The 19,857-nt window shown below is 60.9% G+C and carries 14 protein-coding genes; 5 read left to right on the top strand and 9 right to left on the bottom strand.

Features of this window, described 5'->3' with window-relative positions:
* Positions 1 to 4 precede the first annotated feature (4 nt).
* Together ACOYXG_RS22940 and yjiA are read left to right on the top strand one after the other, a co-directional pair.
* A complete protein-coding gene (locus ACOYXG_RS22940; RefSeq protein WP_003228401.1) occupies positions 5 to 202 on the top strand; it encodes a YbdD/YjiX family protein in 198 nt (65 codons plus the stop codon).
* A gap of 152 nt (positions 203 to 354) precedes the next feature.
* Positions 355 to 1,326 carry a GTPase gene (gene yjiA / locus ACOYXG_RS22935; RefSeq protein WP_460354154.1) on the top strand — a complete coding sequence of 324 codons (972 nt, stop codon included), beginning with the start codon at positions 355 to 357 and terminating at the stop codon, positions 1,324 to 1,326.
* A 116-nt stretch (positions 1,327 to 1,442) separates the two neighbouring features.
* Here yjiA and ACOYXG_RS22930 read toward each other — a convergent pair whose 3' ends face one another.
* From ACOYXG_RS22930 to morA, 5 genes are all read right to left on the bottom strand, one after another.
* Positions 1,443 to 2,153: a GntR family transcriptional regulator gene (locus ACOYXG_RS22930; RefSeq protein ID WP_460354152.1), complete on the bottom strand. Its 711-nt coding sequence runs from the start codon at positions 2,151 to 2,153 to the stop codon at positions 1,443 to 1,445.
* 23 nt (positions 2,154 to 2,176) lie between these two features.
* On the bottom strand, positions 2,177 to 2,881 hold the full coding sequence (locus ACOYXG_RS22925; protein WP_027612834.1) for a FadR/GntR family transcriptional regulator: 705 nt from the start codon (positions 2,879 to 2,881) through the stop codon (positions 2,177 to 2,179).
* A gap of 84 nt (positions 2,882 to 2,965) precedes the next feature.
* The gene (locus ACOYXG_RS22920) at positions 2,966 to 4,279 is read right to left on the bottom strand and encodes a C4-dicarboxylate transporter DctA (RefSeq protein ID WP_095139287.1); all 1,314 of its coding nucleotides are present in this window, start codon (positions 4,277 to 4,279) and stop codon (positions 2,966 to 2,968) included.
* Between the two features lie 279 nt (positions 4,280 to 4,558).
* On the bottom strand, positions 4,559 to 5,812 hold the full coding sequence (gene glyA, locus ACOYXG_RS22915; protein WP_003228394.1) for a serine hydroxymethyltransferase: 1,254 nt from the start codon (positions 5,810 to 5,812) through the stop codon (positions 4,559 to 4,561).
* 239 nt (positions 5,813 to 6,051) lie between these two features.
* Positions 6,052 to 9,900, bottom strand: a complete 3,849-nt coding sequence (gene morA / locus ACOYXG_RS22910) for a cyclic di-GMP receptor MorA (protein WP_027612833.1) — start codon at positions 9,898 to 9,900, stop codon at positions 6,052 to 6,054.
* Between the two features lie 287 nt (positions 9,901 to 10,187).
* On the opposite strand from morA, the gene ettA reads away from it, so the two are divergent.
* Both ettA and gdhA read left to right on the top strand, forming a co-directional pair.
* Positions 10,188 to 11,852: an energy-dependent translational throttle protein EttA gene (gene ettA, locus ACOYXG_RS22905; protein WP_003228391.1), complete on the top strand. Its 1,665-nt coding sequence runs from the start codon at positions 10,188 to 10,190 to the stop codon at positions 11,850 to 11,852.
* Positions 11,853 to 12,198: 346 nt separating this feature from the next.
* Entirely contained in the window at positions 12,199 to 13,536 is a 1,338-nt protein-coding gene (gdhA, locus tag ACOYXG_RS22900) for an NADP-specific glutamate dehydrogenase (protein WP_460354147.1), read from the top strand.
* Here the strand turns inward: gdhA and ACOYXG_RS22895 are convergent.
* From ACOYXG_RS22895 to ACOYXG_RS22880, 4 genes are all read right to left on the bottom strand, one after another.
* Positions 13,533 to 14,027, bottom strand: coding sequence for a GreA/GreB family elongation factor (locus ACOYXG_RS22895; RefSeq protein ID WP_460354145.1), 495 nt, complete (start codon positions 14,025 to 14,027; stop codon positions 13,533 to 13,535). The two genes, gdhA and ACOYXG_RS22895, sit on opposite strands and share 4 nt — an antisense overlap.
* Before the next feature lie 71 nt (positions 14,028 to 14,098).
* Complete coding sequence (locus tag ACOYXG_RS22890; RefSeq protein ID WP_460354142.1) at positions 14,099 to 14,455, bottom strand: hypothetical protein; 357 nt, start codon at positions 14,453 to 14,455, stop codon at positions 14,099 to 14,101.
* 217 nt (positions 14,456 to 14,672) lie between these two features.
* Positions 14,673 to 16,526 (bottom strand): Lnb N-terminal periplasmic domain-containing protein, encoded by a 1,854-nt coding sequence (locus ACOYXG_RS22885; RefSeq protein ID WP_460354140.1) that lies wholly within the window; start codon positions 16,524 to 16,526, stop codon positions 14,673 to 14,675.
* Between the two features lie 96 nt (positions 16,527 to 16,622).
* Entirely contained in the window at positions 16,623 to 17,111 is a 489-nt protein-coding gene (locus ACOYXG_RS22880; RefSeq protein WP_007909797.1) for a DUF3015 domain-containing protein, read from the bottom strand.
* A 277-nt stretch (positions 17,112 to 17,388) separates the two neighbouring features.
* Between ACOYXG_RS22880 and ACOYXG_RS22875 the strand changes: the two genes are divergently transcribed.
* A complete protein-coding gene (locus ACOYXG_RS22875) occupies positions 17,389 to 19,827 on the top strand; it encodes a Lon protease family protein (protein ID WP_027612829.1) in 2,439 nt (812 codons plus the stop codon).
* The last annotated feature ends 30 nt before the right edge of the window (positions 19,828 to 19,857 follow it).

Genomic DNA, 19,857 nt, shown 5'->3' with positions numbered 1-19,857 from the left:
CACCATGTTCAATGACCTGAGTCGCCTCGGTAAATACCTCGGTCAGGCCGCACGCCTGATGGTCGGCATGCCCGACTACGACACCTACGTCGAGCATATGCAAACCAAACACCCGGACAAACCGGTGATGAGCTACGAGATGTTCTTCCGCGAACGTCAGGAAGCGCGTTACGGTGGCAAGGGTGGGCCGAAGTGCTGTTGAGCTGACAGCCTGCGGTTGATGCAGTCCCCCTGTGGGAGCGGGCTTGCTCGCGAATACGGAGTGTCAGTTGATACGTGTGGTGACTGACACACCGCTTTCGCGAGCAAGCCCGCTCCCACATTTGTTTTGTGTTTCTTTAAGGAGATCGTGTTTTGTCTTCTCCCATACCTGTAACGGTACTCAGCGGTTTCCTCGGTGCCGGCAAGACCACCTTGTTGCGCCATCTGCTCAAAGCCGAGCATGGCCTGAAGATCGCCGTGATCGAGAACGAATTCAGCGACGCCGGCATCGACACCCAGTTGCTCGGCGTCGAACCGGTGCAAGTCATGACCCTGGCCAACGGCTGCGTCTGCTGCACCATCCACACCGATCTGACCAAGGCCCTGTACCTGCTGCTCGAACGCCTGGACAGCGGTGAAATCGCCTTCGACCGTCTGGTGATCGAGTGCACCGGGCTGGCTGATCCAGCGCCTGTGGCGCAGACCTTTTTCATCGATGAAGAACTGCGCGAACGCTATCTGCTCGACGGCATCATCACCCTGGTAGATGCCGCTCACGCCGACCTGCACCTGACCCAGACCATCGCCCAGGCGCAGATCGGTTTCGCCGACCGCTTGCTGGTGAGCAAGACCGATCTGGTGGATGAGGCGACGTTCAACGCACTGAGCGAACGCCTGACGCGAATCAATCGTCGTGCGCCGATACGCGTGGTCGAGCACGGCAACATCGATCTGGCCGAACTGCTCGACGTGCGCGGCTTCAACCTCAATGCTGACCTGGGCGGCGGGGTCAGCCTGCGCCCGGTGAGCAAGGCGCCGTCCATCGACCGTATCTCCAGCCTGGTGCTGCGCACAGACCAGCCGCTGGATATCGATCAACTCAGCGAGTTCATGAATGAGCTGCTGGAAGAACATGGCAAGCAGTTGTTGCGCTACAAGGGCGTGTTGAACATCGCTGGCGAGGATCGGCGGCTGGTGTTTCAGGGCGTACTGAAGCTTTACGGTTTCGACTGGGACACCGAGTGGGCCGAGGGTGAGGCGCGGGAAAGCGTGATCGTGTTTATTGCCGATGATCTGCCGGAAGAGAAAGTTCGGGCGGGGTTTGCCAGAGTGACTTCTGCCTGATGGATCCTGGTTGTCAGTGATGGCCTCTTCGCGAGCAGGCTCGCTCCCACAGTAGGTCGCATTCTGTCAGGAGGAATGCAATTCACTGTGGGAGCGGGCTTGCTCGCGAAGGCGATCTAACCGGCGACACGATGCTCAAGGGCTGTACCCAGCAAGGTCTGCTCAAGATGATCCAGGTGTTGATTCATCAGTCGCTCAGCCATGGACATATCCCCAGACGCGACCGCCTCGACAATCGCCAGATGCTCCTGCCACGCGCAGCAACCGGGCGTCGATCCATCACACCGCGCAATCGCCAGCGACGTCAACGGCACCAGACTGCCAAGAAAATGCGCCAACGGTGCATTCCCCGCCATCCGTGCCAACTGCAGATGAAACTCGCCGGACAAACGAATCGCCGCCGCGCGCCGTTCCTGAGCCACGGCCAGACGTTCGCGTTCGACCAGCGTGCGCAAGCGTTTCAAACCCTCCGCTGAGGCATTCTGACAAGCCAGACGCACCAGCGTCGCTTCGGTCAGGCGCCGGGCGTGCAGGGTTTGCCGGGTCTGCTCGGCATCCGGTGTGGCGACCCGTGGCCGGTGGTTGGCGCGCAGCACAATCACCTGCTCATGGGACAACTGCGTCAGCACCCGGCGCACATCGGCGCGGCTGACGCCAAACATCTGCTTGAGACTGTCTTCGGTGAAGCGGCTGGCCGGGTCGATTCGCCGGTCCAGAATCGCGTCGAACAGCCGCGGGTACAGATCGTCTGCCGACGCCTGCAGGCGGGAGAAGGGCAGGGGGGCCGACATCTGACGAGTGTGCGGCGACGTGGCAAGGCTGTTCATGGCCGGTCTCCAGTGTGAATCAATCAGTGGCTGAGGTTGTCATCCGGAATGTTCAATTCAACGCCCATGCGCTGGCCTTCACGCAGAATGTGCCGACGCATTTCGGCGCTGGCCTGAGCGCTGTTCTTGCTGCGGATTGCGCGCACCACCGCTTCGTTTTCTTCCAGGCGTTCGGCCAGATGCTCAGGCGAATTGCGCAGCACTTCGGCGCTTTGCTTGAGGGCATTGCTGGTTTGCTGCACCACGCTCTGGAAAATCGGGTTCGAGGTCAGGGTGAACAGCTCCTCGTGGAAGGCGATGTAGGCGCTGACCCCGGCTTCACTGTCACCGGCTTCAAGGGCTTCGCGCATGTCCATCAGGGTCAGGCGCAACTGGCCGACTTCCTTGCTGCTGATCGACTGCGCGACCAGACCGACGATGAAAGGCTCAAGGGTGTAGCGCAGTTGCAGCACGTCTTCGAGGCTGGCGCCGGCCACCGCGCTGTCGTGACTCTGGCTGTCACTGAGCTGGGCGTCGAGCACCACCACGCCTTTGCCCGGCATCGAACGCACCAGGCCAAGGGTTTCCAGGACGATCACCGCTTCGCGCAGGCTTGGGCGGCTGATGCCCAGTTGTTCGGCCAGTTCGCGCTGACCCGGCAGCATGTCGCCGGAGCGCCACTGACCGCGGGCGAGGGCGGCGCGCAGTTTTTCTACGACTGAGTTGACGACGGTTGATGTGGTGATCACTTGTCTTGCTCCGTGAGCCCGTTGGGGCTGCCGCAAACAGGATCAAAAGATCGCAGCCTGCGGCAGCTCCTGCGGGGTTGAAAATCAGAACTCTTGCTGGTGTGCCGGAGTTCCGGTTTTACGCGGTTGAAAGGTGTAGCCCTGCTGACCGCTGAGTACTTTGTTGGCGCGTTGCACATCGATGTCCTTTTCCCAACGGGCGATGGCCACGGTGGCGACGCAGTTGCCGATCAGGTTGGTCAGTGCCCGGCCGATGCCCATGAACCAGTCCACCGCCAGTACCAGCACCAGACCCACGACCGGAATCGCCGGGATCGCCGTCAGCGTCGCCGCCAGAATCACCAGCGCCGAGCCGGGAATGCCGTGGGCGCCCTTGGAAGTGATCAGCGACACCAGCAGAATCGTCAGCAGATCGGTCATCGCCAGTGGCGTGCCGGTGGCGTTGGCGATGAACACGATGGCCAGGGTCAGGTAGATCGAGAAACCGTCGAGGTTGAACGAATAGCCGGTGGGAATCACCAGCCCGACCGTCGAGCTGCCAATCCCCAGGTGTTCAAGTTTGCGCATGATCTGTGGCAGCACGGCGTCGGAAGAAGCGGTGCCCATGACGATCAGCAGCTCTTCACGCAGGTACTTGAGCAGCGGCCACAGACGCAGGCCCGAGGCGCGCATTACCACGCCGAGGATCACGCTGACGAACGCCATGCAGGTCAGGTAAAACAGGCCGACCAGACTGCCCAAGTGCTGTAGCGAATCGAGGCCGTACTTGCTGGTGGTGAAGGCGATGGCGCCGAACACGCCGATCGGCGCCAGGCGCACGATCATGCCCATGATCCGGAAGATCACATGGCTCAGTTCGTTGATCAGCCGCGAGATTCCGGAGGCCGCTTCGCCCACCAGATTCAGCGCACTGCCGAACAGCACCGAGAACAACAGCACTTGCAAAATGTTGTTGTCGGCGAAAGCTCCCAGCACCGAGGTCGGGATCAGGTCCATCAGGAACTGGGTGGTGGTGTGCATGTGCTGGCCGCGTTCAGCGATATCGCCCATGTCGGCGGCGGACAGTTGCTCCAGATGGATATTCGCGCCACTGCCGATGCCGGTGCTGAAGGCGAATACCAGACCGATCACCAGCGCGAGGGTGGTCAGCACTTCAAAGTAGATCACCGACTTGAGGCCGATGCGCCCGACCTTCTTCAGGTCGCCCGCGCCGCTGATGCCGCTGACCACCACGCAGAACACGATCAGGCCGATGAGCATCTTGATCAGTTTGATGAAGCCGTCGCCCAAGGGTTTGAGCTGAGCGGAATATTCGGGAAGGGTCAGCCCGCAGACGATGCCGAGCACCAGTCCGAGAACCACTTGGAGGAAGATTGAACGTGAGCACCATCTGAGCATGGGAGGAATCCTGGTCGGTGTCCTGGCTGCCGTGCGCCTTTGGGCGCATCAGATTCAGAACTTAATTATTGTGGTCTTACCGGTATGTCCAGTGCGGGTGCAGTCTAGGCGCGGATTTTTGCGGATCGCAAGTGAAAATTGATGAATTGGCATGACCGGTCTGACCAGTTGTGCGGTGAGTCCCATTCTTGAGCGGTTCAGGCGTTTGAAAAAATGTGGGCATAAAAAAACCGGCCAATCACTTGGCCGGTTTTTCATGCTGCGGATTTGGCGTCGCGATTACGCGCCGTACACCGGCAGTTTCTTGCAGATGGCTTTGACTTTCTCACGAACGGCGTCGATCACCGCTTCGTTGTTCAGGTCAGCCAGGATGTCGCAGATCCAGCCGGCCAGCTCTTTGCACTCTGCTTCCTTGAAGCCGCGAGTGGTCACAGCCGGAGTACCGAAGCGCAGGCCGGAAGTGACGAACGGCGAGCGTGGGTCGTTAGGCACGGAGTTCTTGTTCACGGTGATGAACGCTTTGCCCAGAGCGGCGTCGGCGTCTTTACCGGAGATGTCCTGCTTGATCAGCGACAGCAGGAACAGGTGGTTCTTGGTACCGCCGGACACCACGTCGAAACCGCGCTCGATGAACACTTCGGCCATGGCCTGGGCGTTCTTCACCACTTGTTCCTGGTAAGCCTTGAACTCAGGCTGCAGCGCTTCCTTGAAGCAGATCGCTTTAGCGGCGATCACGTGCTCCAGCGGGCCACCCTGGGCGCCCGGGAATACTGCGGAGTTCAGCTTCTTCTCGATCTCGGCGTTGGCGCGCGCCAGGATCAGACCGCCACGAGGACCGCGCAGGGTCTTGTGCGTGGTGGTGGTGACCACGTCAGCGAAAGGCACCGGGTTCGGGTAGACGCCAGCGGCGACCAGACCGGCCACGTGCGCCATGTCGACGAACAGGTAGGCACCGACCTTGTCAGCGATGGCGCGGAAGCGTGGGAAGTCGAGGATCTGCGAGTAGGCAGAGAAACCGGCCACGATCATTTTCGGCTTGTGCTCAACCGCCAGACGCTCGACTTCGTCGTAGTCGATCAGGCCGTTGGCGTCGATGCCGTACTGCACGGCGTTGTACAGCTTGCCGGAGGACGAAACGCTGGCGCCGTGGGTCAGGTGACCACCGTGGGCCAGGCTCATGCCCAGGATGGTGTCGCCACCTTGCAGCAGGGCCAGGTAAACAGCGGCGTTGGCTTGGGAACCGGCGTGCGGCTGAACGTTGGCGTAATCGGCGCCGAACAGCTCTTTGGCGCGGTCGATGGCCAGTTGTTCAACAACGTCGACGTACTCGCAACCACCGTAGTAGCGCTTGCCCGGGTAGCCTTCGGCGTACTTGTTGGTCAGTACCGAGCCTTGAGCTTCCATCACCGCAGGGCTGGTGTAGTTTTCCGAAGCGATCAGCTCAATGTGCTCTTCCTGGCGCTGAGCTTCTTGCTCCATGGCGGCAAAGAGATCGGCGTCGTACTTGGCAATAGTCAAATCACGGCTGAACATGGCGGTCCTCAAGGATCGGGGGCAGAAAAGGGGGGCATTCTAACCCAATGGGTTTTGGATGGCATATGAAACGACATCATGTCGCAGACAAGTGGCGTTCATGCCAGATGTGCGGTGCTTTTGAAGGCCTCTTCGCGAGCAGGCTCGCTCCCACAGTAATCGAGGCAGGCCTGCGATTTTGTGATCGACATCAATCCCTGTGGGAGCGAGCCTGCTCGCGAAGGGCGCGCCGCCGATGTTCAGTCGAACATGAACAGCGCGTCATTGCTGAACTGCGCTTCAAACCGGCTCGCCGGCATTGGCCGTCCGAACAGATAGCCCTGAACCTCATCGCAGCCATGTTCGCGCAGGAAGTCCAGTTGCTCATGGGTTTCCACGCCTTCGGCGATCACCGCCAGATTGAGGCTGTGGGCCATGGCGATGATCGCCCGAGCTATCTGCGCGTCCTGCTCGCCGGACGGCAGGCCGTCGACGAAGGTACGGTCGATCTTCAGCACGTCGATCGGGAATTGCTTGAGGTAGTTCAGCGACGAATAACCGGTGCCGAAGTCGTCGACCGCAATGCTCAGGCCCAGGTTTTTCAGCCCGGCCAGAATCTGCATTGCTTCGCTGACTTCGCGCATCAGGATACTTTCGGTCAGCTCCAGCTCCAGACACGCCGGTGGCAGCCCGGTTTCGCGCAGGATCGTGGCGATGCGCGTACCGAGCTGGCCATCGGAGAACTGCCGCGCCGAAATGTTCACCGAGACCTTCGGCACGCGCACGCGGTTCTGGTGCCAGGTCTTGAGCTGACGGCAGGCCTCGCTGATCACCCAGTCGCCAACGTCCACCACCAGACCCAGCTCTTCCAGCACCGGAATGAAATCCCCCGGCGGCACCAGCCCGCGACGCGGATGACGCCAACGCAGCAGCGCTTCGGCGCCAGTCAGGCGTTTGCCGTCGCCGCTGAATTGCGGCTGGTAATACAGGACGAATTCGTTCTGCTCCAGCGCATGACGCAGGTCGCTTTCCAGCTCCAGACGTTCCAGCGCACTGGCGTTCATGTCGGCCTGATAGAACTGGAAGTTGTTCTTGCCGCGCTCCTTGGCGTGGTACATCGCGGTGTCGGCGTTCTTCATCAACTGGCTGAGTTCGTTGCCGTCCTGCGGGCTCAGGGCGATGCCGATACTGGCGGTGACGAAGAACTCGCGACCTTCCAGCACGAATGGGCGCACCAGACTGGCAAGAATCTGCTCGGCCACATGAATCGCTCGGTTCAGCGCCATTTCGCGGCTGGAGCGGTGCTGCAGGAGCAAGGTGAACTCGTCACCGCCCATGCGCGCCACGGTGTCGTCATCGTCGACGCAGGCCAGCAACCGCGTGGCCATGTCTTTCAACATGCGGTCGCCAGCCGCGTGGCCGAGGGAGTCGTTGATCGGTTTGAAGCGGTCGAGGTCGAGGAACATCAGCACCACCCACGACTTCTGCCGTTCGGCCGATTGCAGCGCGGTGTGCAGACGATCCTGGAACAGCGTGCGGTTCGGCAGGTGGGTCAGGGCGTCGTAGTAAGCGAGACGATGGATGCGTTGTTCGCTGGCCTTGCGCTCGCTGATGTCGCTGAAGAAGCACACGTAACTGGCCAGGTCGCCTTCATCGTCGAGTACCGCCGTGATGCCGACCCACGCCGGGTAATGCTCGCCGTTACGGCGCTTGAGCCAGACTTCGCCTTCCCAGGTGCTGTGCTGATGCAATTGCTTGAGCACGTAGCGCAGGTGCGCGTCCTGTTGCTCGTCGACGGTGAGCATGTTCGGCAACTGATCGAGCACCTCCGACACCGCGTAACCGCTGACCCGGCTGAAGGCTTCGTTGGCCTGCACGATGTAACCGGCCGGGTCGGTGATCAGGATCGCCGAGGTCGAGTGCTCGAATACGGTGGCGGCCATGCGCAAGTCTTTCTCCGCGCGGCGCTGCTGGCTGATGTCGCGACCGACGCCGAGCACGCCTTCGAACGCGCCGTGTTCGTCCCACACCAGCACCAGCCGCAGCTCGATCGGGATCTTGCGGCCGTCGGCGCGCAGGCAGTCGAACAGGAACATCTGCGTCTGTACCTGGCTTCGCAGTTGCGCGAGTTGCTCAGGCTTGTCGAGCGCTTTGCTCACCCGATCCATCAAGGTGTAGATGCCGGATAGCTGCTGCGGGTTGGCGATCGTCGATTGCCAGCCATTCTGGAAGATCCACTCGGCGTCGTAACCCAGCACCGCCTGCACCGACGGGCTGACGTAGTTCAACGACAGCTTGCTGTCGGTGGAGAAAATCACATCGCTGATGCTTTCGGCGAGCATGCGGTAGCGCTGCTCGCTGTCGCGCAGCGATTCGCTGGCCTCGATCTGCTCGGTGATGTCCTTGGCCACGCCGATGATCCGCGTGACCTGATCATGTTTGTCACGGGCCAGCGCCTGCTCACGAATATCGAAGCGCCGCCATTTGCCGTCGCGATGGCGGAAGCGCAATTGGCACTGCAACAGCTGGCTGTACCCGGCGTGCCGCTGCATCTGCCGCGAGCGGTGGTAATAGTCGGCGTCCTCCGGGTGCAGGAGGATTTCCCAAAAATACTCGCCCATCTGGTGCAACTCGGAGCGGTTGTAACCGAGGGTCTGGCCGAGGTGGTGGTTGCTGAAAATCATCCGCTGGCTGATGACGTCCTGCACGTACAGATGATCCGGCACAGTGCGCACCACGTCCGACCAGAAGCCTTCGCGCTCCAGCAGCGACAGTTCGATCAGCTTGCGGCTGGTGATGTCGTTGATGCTCAGAATCACCGCTTTGTAGTCGTGCTGTTCCTGTGGCAGGCGCAGAACCATCCACAGGTGCTGATCGCGGCCGTTGATGTCCGGCAGTCTGATTTCCAGCTCCAGTTGATTCTGTTGCTGCAGAACCGCGTCGAGCACCTGGTGGCCGATGGCGCACTGGTTGTGCGGCTGACCGTCGATCAGCAACTGCCAGGCGTGCTCGCAGGAATTGACGTTGAGCAGTTGCAGTGCCACCTGATTGACCTCGGTGACGCGCAGTTCCTGCAGCAATTGCTGGCGCTGGACCGGTTGGTCGAGCCAGGCCTTGAGCTGGTCGCTGGTTTGGATCTGCGCCTTGTCGAACAACTGCTTGAGGCCCGAGAGGTCGAGTACGCACAGGGCGACGCCGGTGCCTTCGAAGATGTCCTGATAGCGCCGGCGGCCTTCATGTAACTGGCGCTGGCGCCGGCGCATGTTGAGCAGAGCGATCACTGGCAGCATCGAGAACGCCAGCCCCAACAGGCATTTGCCGATAAACGCCGGCAGCAGTTCTTCGAGCACGCGCTGGCGGTCGAACAGCCCGCGCAATTGCCAGTCGCTGCTGCTCAACGGCACGGTCAGCACGGTGTTGGCCATGTCGTCCGGGCTCAAGACGCCAGGCCTGGCCGAAGGCCGTGCCTCGTCGCGGCTGATGATCTGATGGTTGAGACGGTTTTCCACCAGCCACAACGGACGGATGCCGGTTTCGCCCTGCTGGGTCAGCGAATCGAAAAACGTCGGGGTCAGGCGCAACGCCCAATAACCGCGCGTGCTGCCGCTGGCCTGATGCAATAACAGGTGTACCACCGAACCGTCGTCGGCGTTGCTGAAGTAATGCGCCTGAGCGCGGCTGCGGCGCACCAGTTCAGCGAGGTAATCGGCGTCGTGGCTGTCGCTGGCGCTGTCGTTGAGGATTTTCCCGGACGGGCTGAGCAGGGCCAGACTGCGCAGGTCCGGGAGCGATTGCTGGAGCTTGCGCAGCAGCGCCTGCTGTTCGTCGGACGACTGCGGCTGTTCGACGATCGGTAGCAGGTTGAGGGCGATTTGCGCATTCAGCGACATGTTCAGGCTGACCTGCGAGGCGAGGTCGGCGGTGTAGTCGATGGTGTACTGACGCTGGTTTTTCTGGGTCTCGCGCAATTGATCGAGCAGTTGCCAGAACAGCAGGGCCAGCAGCAAAAGTACCAGCGTCGCCAATGCACCCTTCAGTGTTCCGCGCAGGGGCGAGCCGGTCCCCGGATTGGACGCGCTGACAGAAGCTGGCGGGGTAACGTTGGACAAGCTGAAATCCTGCGGTTTGGCTGGACTGGCGCGACGTGCACTATAAGCCGGACGCCCGAAGGGCGGCTAGCATGCCTTGAGTTGTGGCGAAGTGCCAGCCCCACTCGGCTGGACTGCCTTCCGTCATTAAGGTAGCTTTGCCGGTTACGCGGGAGCGTTCCAGCTCCTAGAATCAGACTTTTTTCCGCGCGCACGCATTGATGACCATCAAGTGAACGACGCGCATCGGTCTGGCCGGGCATCGCCTGCGCTCCAATCATTCATCTGTCACTGACCCAAGGTTCTCCATGGCTCAATACGTCTTCACCATGCATCGGCTGGGCAAAGTTGTTCCGCCGAAGCGGGAAATCCTGAAAAACATTTCGCTGTCGTTCTTCCCCGGCGCCAAGATCGGCGTACTCGGCCTCAACGGTTCGGGTAAATCCACGTTGCTGAAAATCATGGCCGGCGTCGACACCGAGTTCGAGGGCGAAGCCCGTCCGATGCCGGATCTGAACATCGGTTATCTGCCGCAAGAGCCACAACTTGATCCGACCAAGACCGTGCGTGAAGTGGTCGAGGAAGCCGTCAGCGTGATCAAGGATGCGCAAGCGCGTCTGGACGAGGTCTACGCCGCTTACGCTGACCCGGATGCCGACTTCGACAAGCTGGCTGCCGAACAGGCCAAGCTCGAAGCGATCCTGCAGGCCAGCGATGGTCACAACCTGGAGCGTCAACTGGAAGTCGCCGCCGATGCGCTGCGTCTGCCGGCCTGGGACGCCAAGGTCGAACACCTGTCTGGTGGTGAAAAACGTCGTGTGGCCCTGTGCCGTCTGCTGCTGTCCGCTCCGGACATGCTGCTGCTCGACGAACCGACCAACCACCTGGACGCTGACTCCGTGGCGTGGCTGGAGCACTTCCTGCACGACTTCCCGGGCACCGTGGTCGCGATCACGCACGACCGTTACTTCCTGGATAACGTTGCTGGCTGGATTCTCGAACTCGACCGCGGCGCGGGCATTCCTTACGAAGGCAACTACTCGGGTTGGCTCGAAGCCAAGTCCGATCGTCTGGCGGCCGAATCCAAGCAGCAGTCGGCTCACGAAAAAGCCATGAAGGAAGAACTGGAGTGGGTGCGCAAAGGCGCGAAAGCCCGTCAGTCGAAATCCAAGGCTCGTCTGCAACGCTTCGAAGAAATGCAATCGCAGGAATTCCAGAAGCGCAGCGAAACCAACGAGATCTACATCCCGGCCGGTCCGCGTCTGGGCGACAAGGTCATCGAGTTCAAGAACGTCACCAAGGGTTACGGCGATCGCGTGCTGATCGACAACCTGTCGTTCTCCATGCCGAAGGGCGCCATTGTCGGCGTGATCGGTGGTAACGGTGCCGGTAAGTCGACCCTGTTCCGCATGCTGATGGGCAAGGAAACTCCGGATTCCGGCACCATCGAAGTCGGCGAAACCGTGCAACTGGCCTGCGTTGACCAGAGCCGCGAAGACCTCGACGGCAGCAAGACCGTGTTCCAGCAGATCTCCGACGGTTCCGACCAGATCCGCATCGGCAACTACGAGATTCCGTCGCGCACTTACGTCGGGCGCTTCAACTTCAAGGGCGGCGACCAGCAGAAGTTCGTCAAGGACCTGTCCGGTGGTGAGCGCGGTCGTCTGCACCTGGCGCTGACCCTGAAGGAGGGCGGTAACGTCCTGCTGCTCGACGAACCGTCCAACGACCTCGACGTTGAAACCCTGCGTTCGCTGGAAGAAGCCCTGCTGGACTTCCCGGGCGCCGCCATTGTGATCTCTCACGATCGCTGGTTCCTCGACCGCGTCGCGACCCACATCCTGGCGTACGAAGACGACTCGCAAGCGGTGTTCTTCGAAGGTAACTACACCGAGTACGAAGCCGACCGCAAAAAGCGCCTCGGCGAAGCGGCGGCCCAGCCACATCGGGTACGCCACAAGAAACTGGCCTGATTCGGGTTGGTTGCATGAAAAAGCGGAGCCTTCGGGCTCCGTTTTTTTTGAGTTTTTTTCAGTGATACCGAGTCGTGGCCATCGCGAGCAGGCTCACTCCTACAATTGAAATACGGTCCCCTGTAGGAGTGAGCCTGCTCGCGATAGCGGTGTAATTGTTGGTGCATTACTTCGATTTGACCTCCCCATTCAGGTGCGAAACCAGCTCAAAAAACCGCCTGATTTATATCCTGTGCACCATTTAATTTCATAACTGCGACATTTTGCGCTGTTCCTGTGCGCAAATCGTTTGCTACAGTCCGGCTCAATCGCTTCCAACGACAATAAATTTGCCGAGACTTTTCCCATGATCGAATCCGTCGAATCCTTCCTCGCCCGCCTGAAAAAACGCGACCCGGATCAACCCGAATTCCACCAGGCCGTCGAAGAGGTCCTGCGCAGTCTGTGGCCGTTTCTCGAAGCCAATCCGCGTTACCTGACCTCAGGCATTCTGGAGCGCATCTGCGAGCCGGAGCGCGCGGTGGTGTTTCGCGTGTCGTGGGTCGACGATCAGGGCAAGGTCCAGGTCAATCGCGGGTTCCGCATTCAGATGAACAGCGCAATCGGCCCGTACAAGGGCGGCTTGCGCTTCCATCCTTCGGTGAACATGGGCGTGCTGAAGTTTCTCGCCTTCGAACAGACCTTCAAGAACTCCCTGACCTCGTTGCCCATGGGCGGCGGCAAGGGCGGTTCGGACTTCGATCCTAAGGGCAAGAGCGACGCCGAAGTCATGCGTTTCTGCCAGGCGTTCATGAGCGAGCTGTACCGCCACATCGGCGCGGACGTTGACGTGCCGGCTGGTGACATCGGTGTCGGTGCGCGGGAGATCGGTTTCCTGTTTGGCCAGTACAAACGCCTGAGCAACCAGTTCACCAGCGTGTTGACCGGTAAAGGCATGACCTATGGCGGCAGCCTGATTCGCCCGGAAGCCACCGGTTTCGGTTGCGTGTACTTCGCCGAGGAGATGCTCAAGCGCCGCGGGCAGACCGTCGAAGGCAAGCGCGTGGCGATCTCCGGTTCCGGCAACGTCGCGCAGTACGCGGCGCGCAAGGTCATGGACCTGGGCGGCAAGGTGATTTCGCTGTCCGACTCCGAAGGCACGCTGTACTGCGAATCGGGCTTGAGCGAAGAACAGTGGCAGGCGCTGCTGGAGCTGAAAAACGTCAAACGCGGACGCATCAGCGAACTGGCCACGGCGTTCGGTCTGGAGTTCCGCGCCGGTCAGTTGCCCTGGTCGCTGTCGTGCGACATCGCGCTGCCGTGTGCCACGCAGAACGAACTCGATGCAGACGCCGCACGTACGCTGCTGCGCAACGGCTGCGTATGCGTGGCCGAAGGCGCGAACATGCCGACCACGCTGGCGGCCGTGGATATCTTCATCGAGGCCGGCATTCTGTTCGCCCCGGGCAAGGCGTCGAACGCCGGCGGGGTCGCGGTCAGCGGTCTGGAGATGTCGCAGAACGCCATGCGCCTGCTGTGGACGGCGGGTGAGGTGGACAGCAAGCTGCACGCGATCATGCAGTCGATCCACCACGCCTGCGTGCATTACGGCGAAGAGAATGGACGGATCAACTACGTCAAAGGCGCGAACATCGCCGGCTTCGTCAAAGTCGCCGATGCGATGCTCGCGCAGGGTGTGGTTTAAGCCGGTTCGATGCGAATCACTTCAATCACCTGATCGCCAGCGGGGCGCTGCCACAGCACTTCGTCATTGAGCCGGGCGCCGAGCAGCGCCCGGCCCAGCGGCGAAGCCCAGTTGATCAGGCCTTGGCTGGCGTCGGCCTGATCTTCGCCGACCAGTTGCACCCGACTTTCGGTGTTGTGTTCGTCGGCGTAGGTCACCCAGCTGCCGATCTGCACTTTATCGGTCGAGATCGCCGGGGCCGCGACCTGTGCGCTCGCGAGGCGTTGGTTGAAGTAGCGCAAATCTCTTTCGAGATCGGCCTGGCGCTGCTTGTCGGCCTGTTCGCCCTTGGCCGATTGCTCGGCGTGCAGGGCTTGCAGTTCGGCGACTTTAGCCTGCAACTGCACCAATCCTTGGGGGGTGACGTAATTGGGCTGCGCACTGACCTGCCGTTCGACGGGCTGATCGGCTTGCGCAGCGGCGTTATCTTCGTTGACGAAAGCGCGGCTCATGCTGTCCTCCTCTGCAAAGAGTTTGGGCCATGGTCGCCGGCATTTGGTTTCACTGGATGTCTGGAAGCGACCTATTGCGAGCGATAAGCCCGCCCGGCGTCCTGATCTTTCTGCTGCTGCCAGGCGCGCTCGCGTTCGTCCCAGTGCTCGTTGCGATACTCTTCGCGATTCTTGTTTTCCAGCATTGCCTGGCACTGGCGGAAGCCGTCGGTCCAGCCTTCGGCGTATTGCTTGTCCTTGAGATAGCGCGGCACGTTCTTGCGAAACTCGCCACTGATCGAACCGGCGGCTTGCCGGCCACTGACGCAGCCATCGTCAAAACCGTCGGCGAAGGCCGGTGGATAACCTTTGGCGATCAAGTCTTCGTGGGTGGTCTGGCAACCCCCGAGCAACAGCAAAACACCCAACAGCCCCGCACACCGCCCCATCGCACTCTCCCGCGCCGATTCTCGGCTGATAGGGAAAGTCTAGAAGCGGATTCGTCGGGCGTTGGTGAAAGACATGTAAGTAATTCGTTGAATACCGGAGAACCCTGTGGGAGCGGGCTTGCTCGCGAAAGCGGGGATCAGTCGAGATTTGAATCGCCTGACACGACGCCTTCGCGAGCAAGCCCGCTCCCACAGGGGGTATTGATTAGGCTTCAGATCAGTAGTGGTACCACTTCACCTCAAGCATCACTTCGGTTTCCGGTGTCGCCACATGACTGAACTCACGCTGTGCCGTCAGGCGCAAACCGAGGTTGCGCGACAATTCCCACTGCTGGTTCAGGCTCAGGCTGCGGCGTACTTCGCCGTTGGTGAAGTAATCGCCCTTGGCCTCGACGCTCAGATTGCCCAGCGGGTTTTTCCACAGCACGCCGGTGTTGAAGCCAGCGGCCGGCGTGACGAATCCGGCGAAGTCATTGTTGTGCTCGATGCGCACTGTGCCGAGGGCGAAACCGAGCGTGTCATCGCCCAGTTGCCAGGTACCGCCACCACCACCGTTGACGTGGCTGACCAGCGTCTCGTCATCATGCTTGCCCGGTACTCGCTCAAGGCCACCGGTGACCTGCCACGACAGTGGCTGCAGCAGCTCATTGCGCGGGGTCAGCGAGCGGATGGTCGCCAGGTCCAGTTGCTGGAACTGCCACTGGTTGCCTTCATACTGGCGCAGCTTCATCTGCAGAATTTCGATCTGCGCGCCGAGGGGGAAGCTTTCGGCGTTGTCGTTGAGATCGTGATAGGCCATGCGCAAACCGTACTCACCGAACGCACGATCACCGCGGGTGCCGATGCCGGCCTGCCAGGTGCGTGATTCGTGGCCGTCTTCGGGCAGGCCCGGTTGTGGAATCTGCAACTCCGGTGCCGGATTCTTGTTGATCGCCCGCAGCAGTTCGAAGCTGCGCTGTGCACGTTGCGCATCACGTTCCTGACCATTGGCGCGGTAGCGTTCCAGACGATACGCGGCATCGATGATCAGCGCCTGACGATCCCGGGGCAGGGCCTTGAAGGTCGGCTCCTGCAATACCTGTTGATCGGCGCTGACCTTCAGCACCCATTGCTGTTCTTCCTTATTCAACGGCTCGGCGCGGCTGAGCAGTTCACGCTCGCGGGACGGGCGATATTCGATGCTTTCCACCAGCCCGGCTTCTTTCACCGCTTTGACCGTATCGGTAGGGATGGCGGTCAGCGGGAATTGCTCGGTCAGGCGCAGGCTTGGACGTGCCACTTGCAGCAGTTCGAGCAGGCGATAGGAGCAGTTTTCGTCGAAGAAGAAATAGTCGAACTGGATCTGCTTCAGCTCCCACACATGCTCGACCATGCGCCCGGTTTCTGCTTGGGTCAGGTTCAGCCGGTATTCCCACAGATCGCGGTTTTCCAGGCTGCGGTACTCGGAGAGTTTTTCCTGGTACGGCACCAGTGCGAACAGCCCGGGATAGCCACCCATCAAGCCCTTCCAGGCGTAGAGAATGCTGTTGTCCGAGCCTTCGATGTAGGCGCCGAAATTGATCGCGTAACTCAGCAGCGAAGTCTTGTCGCTTTGCACGTCAGCCTGGTCGATGCGCAGCAGGGTGTGGCCGAACATCGACGACGGGCTGTTGAGGTAGGCCGCCGGGAAGATCATCACCGCGCTGTGCGGCGAGACGTCCTTGAACCACTTCTTGAATTCGGCGCAATCGGGGGCGGGCAGATCGCTGAGATTGAGCTGGGCTTTCAGCCAGCGGGTACGCGCCGGGTAGACGCATTGCGCATGCTGCTCGCCGAGACTGGCCGGGGCGTACAGCGCCTGCACGGTGGCGGCCAGCTCATGGTCGGGGTGTTCGTTGCCATCGGGCGCAAGAAAGAATTTCCTGTCGCTGACGTAGCTGCGCCAGCCGCCAAGCTTGGCGGTTTCGTAATGACCGAGGGAAATCCAGAAGCGGTCGTTGGCCAGTTGCTGCAAACGTTGAGGGTCGATGTGAGGCGCGGCGGACAGCGGGGCGCAGACACAGAGCGCCAGCCAGGCAAGGCGTTTGAGCATAGGTGGCAACTTAAGTCGAAAAGAAACAAAAGACCCAAGGAGGGCAGGTCCAAAAAAACAAAACCCGCTTCCCGAAAGAAGCGGGTGGGGTCGAGCTTAAGCCTGAGTTGCGTACTTGGCCAGACGTGGGTCCGACTTCAGCACGGCCAGGGTGTTGGTATGCACGTCTTCTGCGGTCACGTCAGCTTTGCTGAAGATCTGCTGGAAGTGCTCGTGAGTGACAGCAGCGAAGTGCGCACGGTCTTCCGGCGCCACGCCCAGTACCACGGCGTAGGTCGTCAGCGCTTCGCCGTTGCCCTTGGCCATGTCTTCGGACAGCTCGTTCATCATGCCATTCATGGCGAACCAGGATTTACCGCCGTAGGTCAGCGACGCGTTGGTCGAGCAACCGTTGGTGCCGGAAGTCATACCGAACGTAGCGTTACCGGAGGTGCCGTTAGTGGTGGATGCCAGGAAGTGTGCCGGGGTGCCACGCTGACCTTCGAACAGCATGTTGCCCCAACCGCAATCCGGGCCACCCGGGGCTTGCGCCATGGCGTTGATGGAAACAGCGGTGAAGAGAGTACCGAGAAGAATCCGTTTCATAGCTTTGTTCTCTTTGTGTGCATACCAATGGACAGGGTTCTGACACCTGACGGTGCCAGTGGGCCAGTATTCGTTCCAGCCGCGCAGTTTGGAGTTTAGGCACGTTCCTGGGGTTCCGTGAGTTTTTACAAAAGATTTGGCGATAACCCCGATTTGCCGGGGGGCGGGGCAGGGTCACCCGGTTGTCTATGCTTTGTCGTGTGGCGCGCCTTGCCAGTGGGGCACGGGCAGCGCCAGAATGCCGCTATCCGCCCCGCCTGATTGTTAAGGAAGCCCGATGCCTGATCCTGTTGCTGCCAGCCTGCGTATAGCGCCCGAAGCGCTGACTCGTCCGTTTTCCGCTGAACAGTTCAGCTTCACTACCACCAATGATCTGGAGCCCTTTCGCGGTGTGCTCGGCCAGGAACGTGCGGTCGAAGCCTTGCAGTTCGGTGTGGCGATGCCACGCCCCGGCTATAACGTCTTTGTCATGGGCGAGCCCGGCACTGGCCGCTTCTCGTTCGTCAAACGCTACCTGAAGGCCGAAGGCAAGCGCCTGCAGACCCCGGCGGACTGGGTCTACGTCAATAATTTCGATGAGCCGCGCGAGCCCCGCGCGCTGGAATTGCCTTCTGGCACGGCGGCTTCGTTCATCGGTGACATCAACGGCCTGATCGATAACCTGCTGGCAACCTTTCCGGCCGTGTTCGAACACCCGTCCTACCAGCAGAAGAAAAGTGCCATCGACCGCGCCTTCAACCAGCGCTACGACAAGGCCCTCGATATCATCGAACGGCTGGCGCTGGAGAAGGACGTCGCCCTGTACCGCGACAGCAGCAATATCGCCTTCACGCCGATGCTTGAAGGCAAGGCGCTGGATGAAGCGGAATTCGCCCAATTGCCGGAAGCCGAGCGCGAGCGGTTTCACGAAGACATCTCCGGCCTCGAAGAGCGTCTGAACGAAGAACTCGCCAGCCTGCCGCAGTGGAAGCGTGAGTCGAACAATCAACTGCGTCAGCTCAACGAGGAAACCATCACCCTGGCCTTGCAGCCGTTGCTCTCGCCGTTGTCCGAGAAGTACGCGGAGAACGCTGCGGTCTGCGGTTACCTGCAAGCGATGCAGGTGTACTTGCTGAAAACCGTGGTCGAGCAACTGGTCGACGACAGCAAGACCGACGCCGTGGCGCGCAAGCTGCTGGAAGAGCAATACGCGCCGAGCCTGGTGGTCGGTCATCCGGCCAGCGGCGGGGCGCCGGTGGTGTTCGAGCCGCACCCGACTTACGAAAACCTGTTCGGGCGCATCGAGTACACCACCGATCAGGGCGCGCTTTACACCACTTACCGGCAGTTGCGTCCAGGTGCTTTGCATCGGGCCAACGGCGGCTTCCTGATCCTTGAAGCGGAAAAAATGCTCAGCGAGCCGTTCGTGTGGGACGCGCTGAAACGCGCCCTGCAATCGCGCAAGCTGAAAATGGAATCGCCGCTGGGCGAGATGGGCCGTTTCGCCACGGTGACCCTCAACCCGCAACACATTCCGTTGCAGGTCAAAGTCATCATCATCGGCGCGCGGCAGTTGTATTACACGTTGCAGGACCTCGATCCGGACTTCCAGGAGATGTTCCGCGTGCTGGTCGACTTCGACGAAGACATCCCGATGGTCGACGAAAGTCTGGAGCAATTTGCCCAGTTGCTGAAAACCCGTACTTCGGAGGAAGGCATGGCGCCGCTGACCGCCGATGCGGTGGCGCGTCTGGCGACCTACAGTGCACGGCTGGCCGAGCATCAGGGGCGTTTGTCGGCGCGGATCGGCGATCTGTTCCAACTGGTCAGCGAGGCGGACTTCATTCGTCATCTGGCCGGTGATGAAATGACCGATGCCGGGCATATCGAGCGCGCATTGAAAGCCAAGGCCACGCGCACCGGTCGGGTCTCGGCGCGGATTCTCGACGATATGCTCGCCGGCATCATCCTGATCGACACCGACGGCGCCGCGGTCGGCAAGTGCAACGGGCTGACCGTGCTCGAGGTCGGTGATTCGGCGTTCGGTGTGCCGGCGCGGATTTCCGCCACGGTGTATCCGGGCGGCAGCGGCATCGTCGACATCGAGCGTGAGGTCAACCTCGGCCAGCCAATCCACTCCAAGGGCGTGATGATTCTCACCGGGTATCTGGGCAGCCGTTACGCTCAGGAATTCCCGCTGGCGATTTCCGCGAGCATCGCGCTGGAGCAATCCTACGGTTACGTTGATGGCGACAGTGCGTCGCTGGGCGAGGCCTGCACGCTGATTTCGGCGCTGTCGAAAACCCCGCTGAAGCAGTGCTTCGCGATCACCGGTTCGATCAACCAGTTCGGTGAAGTGCAGGCGGTCGGCGGGGTCAACGAGAAAATCGAAGGCTTCTTCCGTCTCTGCGAAGCACGCGGGCTGACCGGCGAGCAGGGCGCGATCATTCCGCAGGCCAACGTCGCCACGCTGATGCTCGACGAGAAGGTGCTGGCGGCGGTGCGCGCCGGGCAGTTCCACGTGTATGCCGTGCGTCAGGCTGACGAAGCGCTGAGCCTGTTGGTCGGCGAGCCGGCCGGTGAGCCGGATGCTGACGGTCAGTTCCCTGAAGGCAGCGTCAATGCGCGCGTGGTCGAGCGTCTGCGGGTGATTGCCGAGATGATCAGTGAAGACGATCTGAAAGAGGCGGAAAAGGAACTGGCGCAGGAGGCACTAGCCGAAGCCAAACCAGCCTGACCGCAAACGCGGTAAAAACTGTGGGAGGGG

The sequence above is a fragment of the Pseudomonas sp. G3-39 genome (assembly GCF_054790485.1).
This window is presented reverse-complemented; position numbering and strand designations above follow the sequence as displayed.

Coding starts and splice junctions, on each gene's coding strand:
- ACOYXG_RS22930 (WP_460354152.1), bottom strand. CDS start 2,153: ATGAACAGCCTTGCCACGTCGCCGCACACTCGTCAGATGTCGGCCCCC.
- ACOYXG_RS22890 (WP_460354142.1), bottom strand. CDS start 14,455: ATGGGGCGGTGTGCGGGGCTGTTGGGTGTTTTGCTGTTGCTCGGGGGT.
- ACOYXG_RS22920 (WP_095139287.1), bottom strand. CDS start 4,279: ATGCTCAGATGGTGCTCACGTTCAATCTTCCTCCAAGTGGTTCTCGGA.
- glyA (WP_003228394.1), bottom strand. CDS start 5,812: ATGTTCAGCCGTGATTTGACTATTGCCAAGTACGACGCCGATCTCTTT.
- ACOYXG_RS22885 (WP_460354140.1), bottom strand. CDS start 16,526: ATGCTCAAACGCCTTGCCTGGCTGGCGCTCTGTGTCTGCGCCCCGCTG.
- ettA (WP_003228391.1), top strand. CDS start 10,188: ATGGCTCAATACGTCTTCACCATGCATCGGCTGGGCAAAGTTGTTCCG.
- ACOYXG_RS22940 (WP_003228401.1), top strand. CDS start 5: ATGTTCAATGACCTGAGTCGCCTCGGTAAATACCTCGGTCAGGCCGCA.
- ACOYXG_RS22880 (WP_007909797.1), bottom strand. CDS start 17,111: ATGAAACGGATTCTTCTCGGTACTCTCTTCACCGCTGTTTCCATCAAC.
- gdhA (WP_460354147.1), top strand. CDS start 12,199: ATGATCGAATCCGTCGAATCCTTCCTCGCCCGCCTGAAAAAACGCGAC.
- ACOYXG_RS22895 (WP_460354145.1), bottom strand. CDS start 14,027: ATGAGCCGCGCTTTCGTCAACGAAGATAACGCCGCTGCGCAAGCCGAT.
- ACOYXG_RS22875 (WP_027612829.1), top strand. CDS start 17,389: ATGCCTGATCCTGTTGCTGCCAGCCTGCGTATAGCGCCCGAAGCGCTG.